Annotated in this window: 6 protein-coding genes; 1 reads left to right on the top strand and 5 read right to left on the bottom strand. The window is 50.2% G+C overall.

Annotated features, from left to right (window positions below):
• Positions 1 to 300: 300 nt before the first annotated feature.
• The 3 genes from SIN01_RS13210 to SIN01_RS13200 form a co-directional block, all read right to left on the bottom strand.
• A complete protein-coding gene (locus SIN01_RS13210; RefSeq protein WP_010025788.1) occupies positions 301 to 1,407 on the bottom strand; it encodes a hypothetical protein in 1,107 nt (368 codons plus the stop codon).
• Entirely contained in the window at positions 1,388 to 2,575 is a 1,188-nt protein-coding gene (locus tag SIN01_RS13205) for a glycosyltransferase family 4 protein (RefSeq protein ID WP_010025785.1), read from the bottom strand. The genes SIN01_RS13210 and SIN01_RS13205 overlap by 20 nt, the downstream gene beginning before the upstream one ends.
• A gap of 146 nt (positions 2,576 to 2,721) precedes the next feature.
• A complete protein-coding gene (locus SIN01_RS13200) occupies positions 2,722 to 3,336 on the bottom strand; it encodes a LysE/ArgO family amino acid transporter (RefSeq protein ID WP_010025783.1) in 615 nt (204 codons plus the stop codon).
• A gap of 179 nt (positions 3,337 to 3,515) precedes the next feature.
• On the opposite strand from SIN01_RS13200, the gene SIN01_RS13195 reads away from it, so the two are divergent.
• A complete protein-coding gene (locus SIN01_RS13195; protein WP_010025780.1) occupies positions 3,516 to 4,952 on the top strand; it encodes an aminotransferase-like domain-containing protein in 1,437 nt (478 codons plus the stop codon).
• A 300-nt stretch (positions 4,953 to 5,252) separates the two neighbouring features.
• On the opposite strand, the gene SIN01_RS13190 is transcribed toward SIN01_RS13195, so the two are convergent.
• The gene (locus SIN01_RS13190; RefSeq protein ID WP_047035269.1) at positions 5,253 to 6,473 is read right to left on the bottom strand and encodes a peptidase U32 family protein; all 1,221 of its coding nucleotides are present in this window, start codon (positions 6,471 to 6,473) and stop codon (positions 5,253 to 5,255) included.
• 42 nt (positions 6,474 to 6,515) lie between these two features.
• Positions 6,516 to 7,415: a peptidase U32 family protein gene (locus tag SIN01_RS13185; protein ID WP_047035270.1), complete on the bottom strand. Its 900-nt coding sequence runs from the start codon at positions 7,413 to 7,415 to the stop codon at positions 6,516 to 6,518.
• Positions 7,416 to 7,624: the final 209 nt, after the last annotated feature.

Here is a 7,624-nt window from a genome sequence, read left to right as displayed (position 1 = left end):
TGAAAATAGCTTATTCTTGCCCAAACTTATCCGACCAGTCTGCTTGTACGCAACAATGGTTTATGCAGAAATTACATTGACTGAACTTATGATGCAAGCGATTCCTGCGAACCGCGCACTGACGAGACGACGTAAAACAAGAAAAACTCGGCGGCTGAAGTCCGATTGACGATCGGATTCCAACCACCGAGCAAATTAGATCGATTTAGAAACAGCACAACTGCTTCCCACCAGCAATGCGCGCCGCTTTGATCGCTTTGCGTATTGTTTGATTCGTTATTTTCTATTTTTATTGCTAAGCTATGCTCTTGACAATGCCTTTTCTCTGCTGCTCGCATAAATAAGTTCGGTCATCAAGTAAGCAATTGTCGACTCTGCTCCTTGATTGCGGTTCATACCGCCTGGCTCCAGTCCGTCATGGCAACCGCCATCTGAATCAGCAACCGGCTGCTGCAGATCGTTTTCTCCATGAAACCAGGCGTGGCATTTCTCAATTACGGATAAATAGTGCTCCGGATTACTCAGTGCGGTGTATGCTTGCTCGGCAGCGAGCGCCAGTTTCATTACTTCGAGCGGCTGCTGATCCCAGTGGTCACAGTGATCCGGTGTACACCATGTACGATTGCCGATCGGGCGGACTTGTCCTTCTTCGCCAGTCATTTTGTCGATCAGGAAGTCGAGTGTTTCCTCAGCGATCAACAGTGCGTCGCTGTTGCCGGTTACTTGATACGAATGGAACAGCGCCCAGGGCAGTATGCCGTTTCCATAAGTCATCACCGGTTCGAACCACTGCCAGTCGCCATCGGCATTCTGTTCATAGGCGGTCAGAAGCTGCGCTTCCAGTGCTTCCACCCGCTCAGGCGCCTGCTCACGAATGAAGTTCTGGAACCGCGGCAAATGACTCAGTTCATTGTTACACGAAAGCAGGAGACTTGCCGCTGCGAGCGTGTACGCTCTGCCGCGCAAGTGTTTGAGCATTTCTGCAGTACGAAATCCCTTTTGAAAAAGCGCTGCTGCGGCGAAACGGCTGTCCGGATGAGGCAGATTCAGGCTTGCAACCGCGCAGCCCCAAAGTGACCTGCCGAAACAGTCGTCCGAGGGCTCCTCTGCTTCCGGCGAACGGTCGTAGCTGTAATTGTTATGAAAGTGGCCGTCCGGTTGCTGCGCATGACACAGAAATGACAAATAGATGTCCGCCAGACGTTGCAGTTCTTCGGCCTTGCCGCGCATTGTCGGATCAGAAGCAATCCTGTGCCGCCATGTGCAGGTCAGCCATAGTGCGCGGGCGTTGTCATCGGTGGCATATCCTTCGCCGCGACGCGGAATGTTGCCCAGTGCATGCTCGACGATCCCGGTATCGTCCGTCATCCGTTTAAGATGGGTCAACTCAATTTTGCGTTTTGGCAATCGGCTCCACCCCGGAACGCAATACATTTTGAATGGCTTCTAAAAAAACCTGGCGATACTTTTTACCGACCTGTGGCCAGCTCATCGGCAAGCCTATTTGAGCCATTTTCGCCTGGTAGGAGGCGCGCAGTTTATCATGAACAAGCAAGGTATCGATTTTTTCAATCCATCCTGCTTGATCATGATACGCAACAAATAATTCTTTATTGTCTTTGAGCAGATCCTGTGCATAGCGGTACGGCGTTGTCAAGACCGGGCGGCCAAGGCCAATCGCGTAGGCGAGCGTCCCGCTTGTAATCTGATCCATTCCCGGATACGGAGTGATGTAAAGATCGCACGCGGTTATATAGTGAACCAAATCGTCCTCCGTCATGAAGGCGTCGATCATTTGTACATGATTCTGCAGCTGATGCTGATCGATGAACGTTTTTAACTCATTGCGGTATGTCTCGCCTTCTTGACGTTTGACGTTGGGATGCGTCTGGCCAATGATCACATATAAAGCGTTCGGCACTTTTTTAATCACCTTCGGAAGCGCGCGCAAAACGGCTTCAATTCCTTTGTTGCGGCTGAGAAAGCCGAAGGTCATGATTACTTTGCGATCGGTCCAGCCAACTTGCTCACGAAAGGTGTTACGTTTTCTCAGATCAGGTGTTGGCGTGCCATGAGGAATAAACACGATTTTATCTTCCGGAATATGAAAACTGTTTTTAAGATAAGAAATGGCTTTATGATTCATCACCACGATCCGAGCACTTCGCTGGGCCAGTTCCCGCTGAATCGAGGCGTACGGTTCTTGCGGCATTTTAAAAACGGTATGAAAGGTTGTCACCAACGGCTTTTTTAAAGCGCGTACAAAATCAAGGATATAGGCACCGGCATTCCCGCCGAAAATACCAAACTCATGTTGCAGCGACACAACTTTCACCGAACTTTGATTCAGTTTCTCAGCGACGCATGCATACGCGGCGCGGTTTTCTTTCTCAATCGCCCAGTCGGAAAACGGATCGTTCGGATACACGGTGTCCTTATCCTTGATGACAACAACCGGGTCATCGAGCGCATCACGTTTCGCTTTCTGAACGCCCTGTCTTAGATGATAGGTATAGGTTGCAATCCCGCACCGTTGAGGCAAATACGTACTTACATAGGCTACCTGTTCACTCATATCAACATCGCACTCCTTTAAATTGATTGTTACGCGTGATACAGGAATTAGCACTCGCTTGATTCGACTGCTAACACTATCGTAGTCTTTTTTTTCGGAAAATTCAAGGTGCGCATGACCACATACCGTTAACCACGGATGTTCCTTTAGCGCGGCAACAAGGAAAAGGCGAGATAAAGTGCAATCCCCCAAATCATCACAGCCGACAGCTTATTTATAAGGGATCGGATGCGCGTGCCGTCGCTGATCTTGCCCACCCCATGCCCGCACCAGGCAAGTCCGAAAAACCACAGCCAAGAGACCGACGCACAAGCAGCAGCAAAGGCCCATTTTTCACTGCCGCTGTAATTGAGTGCGTTCGTTCCAATCACGCCGATGGTATCCAAAAGCGCATGCGGATTGAGCAACGACACCGAGAGCGCAAAGGTCACTTGTTTTTTTGCCGCAAATAATTCTGCGTGATCCGGCTTTAGATTCGCCTGCTCCTTCCAAATTGAGAACCCGATCCAGATTAAAAAAAGAACGCCACCCGCCATAATGAGCCGTTGCACGCGCGGATCGGAAAAGAGTAGCAACGAAGCTCCGGAGACCGCTAGAAAAATGAGTAATGTGTCCGAAAGCGCTGCGGCAATAATTGCCGCCAGTGCGCCGGTAATCCGCGGCGCCCGTGCCCCTTGATTAAAGATAAAGATATTCTGAGCGCCAAGCGGCAAGATCAGCCCAATTGCGAGAATAAAGCCATGAATAACAGCTGAAAGCATTGACGAACCCCCTTGAAGTTTCATAAGTCCCATTCCTTATTTTGATTGAAAAAAAGAAAAATGTCTCCAACCAAACTTTTTTCTTTAACCCAGCCAAATCATGATAAAATTATAGATAAATTAGGCAGTTGGCCTTTTCATTAACTATTGACTGCCAACCAAGTAGTGGAGGAAGAACAATGCCCTTAAAGCGCCAGTCGGCTATCCCTTTGTACCGTCAAATTCAAGACTATATTGCAGAAAAAATAAAAAACGGTGAGTGGGCGAGCGGTGCCAAACTTCCATCACAACGCGCACTTGCCTCTTTTTTTCATGTGAATCGCAGTACCATTATTACTGCACTCGAGTCTCTAGCTGCACAAGGACTGATTGAGGGCAGGCACGGCGGCGGTACGCGCGTGATCAATAGCACCTGGAGCCTCATGGCGCAGAAGAAAGCAACCGACTGGGGCACTTATGTTGAAGCCGGCAGATACAAACCGAATCTTCCGATGATCCAAAAAATCAATCTGGCCGAATTTAATCCAAGGGTGATTCGTATGGGAACCGGCGAGCTCAGTCCTGAACTTCTGCCCAGCGAAAAATTCACTGAATTAGTTAAAGCGCTATCGCCAAACCTGCTGTCACTCGGCTATCAGGAACCCAAAGGAGCGCTTCATCTGCGTGAAGCGCTGTCCCGCCATCTGAAAACAGACGGCATCAATGCCTCTCCTTCTTCCATTCTTGTGGTATCCGGAGCCCTGCAAGCCTTGCAGCTTATTTCAAGCGGATTACTTGACCGCGGTTCATCGTTGCTGCTCGCAAAGCCCTCTTACCTTTACTCCGTTCACGTTTTTCAATCCTTAGGCATGCGCTTCATTGGTCTGCCAAGCGATCATGAAGGCCTGCAGCCGGAACGTTTGGCGGCGTGCAAACGAAAATATCATGGCGTCATTCTTTATACGATCCCTTCTTTTGATAATCCGACCGGCGCGCTCATGCCGGAGAAGCGAAGGCAACAGCTGCTTTCCGTCTGCCAACAGGAACAGCTGCCGATTATCGAGGATGATGTGTACCGTGAACTCTGGCTGGACGCGCCCCCTCCCCCATCCTTGAAAAGTATGGATCATTCTGGAAACGTCCTCTATGTTGGCAGCATGTCTAAAGTGCTGAGCGCGGGACTGAGAATCGGCTGGATTGTTGGTCCTGAAGCGGTGATTGAACGACTCGCCGATATTAAAATGCAAAGCGACTATGGATCGAGTTCCTTAGCGCAATTAGCAGCCGCGGAATGCCTACGAACCGGGCTCTATCAGGAACATGCGGCCTTTGTTCGCAAACAGCTGCGCATGCGACGCAATCATCTCGTTGATCTGCTTCATACCTACTTTGCCGATCTCGGCCAATGGCAAATTCCTTCAGGCGGGTTTTACATCTGGCTGGAGCTGCTCCCGGCGATTGATCCTAAGCTGCTCTTTGAAGCCGCTTTGCGTCACGATGTACTGATCAATCCAGGTGTTCTCTATGATCGCAGCGCGCGCCGCTACTTGCGGCTATCCTATGCCTACGCATCATTGCAAGAAATGGAGCAGGCCATGCAGCGATTACGGAACATCGTAGTAGAACTGGCAAACTAAACGGTTACAGGCAATCAGTCAAAATTGTAGCTAACCGCTTAAAAGTCGTAGCAAATCCCGTTAAAGTTGTACCTAACCTCGTAAAAGGCGTAGCGAATCTCGTTAAAGTTGTACCTAACCTCGTAAAAGGCGTAGCGAATCTCGTTAAAGTCGTACCTAACCTCGTTAAAGGCGTAGCGAAAACGTGTAAAGCTTAGCTCGATTAAGGCTTTCGCGGCTTAGTGCATCAGCTGTCGGTGGTGGCGGGCGCACGCAAAAAACCTCCGCTCAAGCTGAGCGAAGGTTCTCTTAAATCATCTCTCACTTTTTTCGCATTAAGAAGTAAGGTTCAACCGGTGCATCGACGGTCATGGTGACGGTCATCATCGGATTCGGTGCCCGATCAATCGGCTCGCCGTCCTCGTTCCACAGATCGCGTACCGTCTGTTTAAAATGGACAAAACCTGGTCCGTAGAATTCCACTTCTTCACCGACACCGAAATTATTGCGCTGCTCTAAGGTAGCCAGATGCGTCTCCGGATTATAGTCCAGTACTTGCGCGGCAAAGGTGTATTTCGGAATTTTGCGCGGCTTGCCGAACAGCTGCTCCTTCTCGCCAGGAACACCATAATAGAAGCCGGTCGACAGATCACGCTGAGCCACTTTCCAGATCTCCTCTTCCCATGCCGGATCGAAGCGGAAGTGTTCCGGATCCTTACAATATGCGTCAACCGCATTCCGATAGACATTGGCAACGGTCGATACGTAATGAATCGACTTCATTCGCCCCTCAATTTTAAGACTGTTCACGCCGGCGTCGATCATGTCCGGTAGGTGACGCAGCATCGCCAGATCAACGGCGCTCATTGAGAACGGCTCGCCGTCCTGTATGTGGCTGCGTGCCTCGCCCTCATCCATGTCGAACAGGTCATATTTCCAGCGGCAGGATTGCGCGCAGCCGCCGCGATTGGCGTCGCGATTCACCATATGATTGGAAAGGGTGCAGCGTCCGGAATAAGCGATACACATCGCGCCATGAACAAACGCTTCAATCTCAATGTCCGTATGGCGGCGCATTTCGCGAATTTCTTCAATACCTACTTCGCGGGCAAGAACGACCCGTTCCAAACCGAGGCTTTTCCAGAATTCAAGCGTTTTGTAATTGGTTGCCGACGCCTGTGTGGACAGATGAATCGCCAAACCCGGTGCCGCTTGTGCACAGATCGTAATCATTGCCGGATCAGAAATGATCACCGCGTCGATGCCGATGGATTGCAACGTTTTGAAAAACGCATCAGCGCCTCCGGCATCGCCTTCGTGCGTCACCATATTCGCCGCAACAAATACTTTCGCGCCGCGCGCGTGGGCGAACGCAACCCCTTCCGCCATCTCTTCATAAGAAAAATTCCCGGCACGTGAGCGTAATCCATAGGCTTGTCCGCCAATATAGACCGCATCGGCGCCATAACGAATCGCCATTTTTAATTTTTCCAGATTACCTGCCGGCGCAAGTACCTCTGGTTTATTTTTTATTTCTGTCATGTTCGTTCTCCCTTGCTGTAGTTCTGAGATCCTCGGTTTGGCTCAATGGACATCTTCAGGATTCTTCAAATAAAAACCGGTGCCGAGCGGACGGTGTGCCGGCTGTAGTTTAGCCAAACGGTTGGCGAAGCTTTCCGGGACAAACGCGCCCGCCTCGATTGCACGTCTTGCTTCATCAAACAGTGCAACGATGCGGACAAAACGGTCACCGTGAAGCAGTACACCGTCCAGCTTCCATGTCTCTAATCCATTTTCAACCATCAGGCCGAGCTGACCAATCAGCGACAGATCTTCAGTCGAGAAAATATGTGTCCCGTCTTCATCCTCGAAAATCGGATACTGGCTGTCCGCATTTTTCGGATCACGCAAAAACAATTGTTGATCGGGCGCTTCCGCATGGGTATAGGTGAAATAATTGGTGAGCAGCGGCCGCCCTGATTGATGGATGCAGGTCGGGCCGTAGACCTGAACTTCAACCGGCTGCTTGAGTTTCTTCTGCATCGCAAACAACTCCTTCAAGGTTAGCTCGCGAGCGGCAACCGCCCCGGAAGCGCCTTGATTGACCCAAAAAGCGATTTGTTCCGCCGAGGTCACAAGTGTTCCCGCATCGTAAACAAACGGCAGTTCCAGTTTCAATTCTTTTAGCGTTAAAATCGCGCCCGGATCACCGATTGCAACCGCATCGGCACCGAAATCGGCTAACTTCTGCAAGTAGTCCGGCAGCTGCGCGATCTGCTGATTGTGCATCAAGGCGTTACACGAAACCGTGACCTTCTTGCCGCGCTGATGCGCTCGCTTGATCACGTCTTCGATTTGTTCAAGACTGAGCGGCTGCGGCAGGCGAAGACCAAAGGGATGCCCACCAATGTAAAGCCGATCCGCGCCCGCGTCCAAAAGCGCTTCTGCCTGCTCCAATGACTCTGCAGTAGCAATAAGTTCAATCAAAAAAATAACCTCCGTTTTTCAAGCAATAGCTGTTTTCATTATAACATGACAATGTTCCTGTCGAACCTTTGAGATAAGGCAATTTAATGTGTATTTTCCACCGCGTGTGCTATGCTTTTTGTAGAAAAGACGTTGAAACGCGGCAGTACTGCTTTTGCGGTACCGCAAGGAAGGAGGATTGATAAATAGTTAAATACGTTGACAAA

This window comes from Sporolactobacillus inulinus, from assembly GCF_006539285.1.
Lineage (GTDB): Bacteria > Bacillota > Bacilli > Bacillales > Sporolactobacillaceae > Sporolactobacillus > Sporolactobacillus inulinus.
This window is presented reverse-complemented; position numbering and strand designations above follow the sequence as displayed.